General features: G+C 46.5%; 1 pseudogene. It reads left to right on the top strand.

The window, feature by feature from the left end:
- Window positions 1-128 precede the first annotated feature (128 nt).
- Window positions 129-312: pseudogene (locus AB4486_RS24405) on the top strand (bifunctional hydroxymethylpyrimidine kinase/phosphomethylpyrimidine kinase); the annotation flags it as partial.

The raw sequence follows: 312 nt of genomic DNA, 5'->3' as shown, positions 1-312 counted from the left end.
ACACTGGCGTAGGGAACTATAAGCACTCGATCTGCGTCTGCACCCATGAAAACTTTCATGTGTTTATTGCGACTTCTCCTTCGATCGGTGTTCGTTCTCCTACGTCTTGTAAGATAGTAGGAGCGACAATGACACACAGTTCTAATTCAAAAGATTTAACGCTAAAAGCCTCAGTTTCGCAGCACTCTGCTGATGGTTCGATTCGAACAAACACTCCGATTGTATTGACGATCGCTGGTTCTGACAGTGGCGGCGGCGCAGGTATTCAAGCGGATATTAAAGCCATGTCTGCAACAGGTAGCTTCGCTTGTT

The organism is Vibrio sp. 10N.222.55.C6 (genome assembly GCF_041473395.1).
GTDB lineage: Bacteria > Pseudomonadota > Gammaproteobacteria > Enterobacterales > Vibrionaceae > Vibrio > Vibrio crassostreae_C.
Note: the sequence above shows the minus strand (reverse complement) of the source record. Positions and strands in the feature narration are given on the sequence as shown.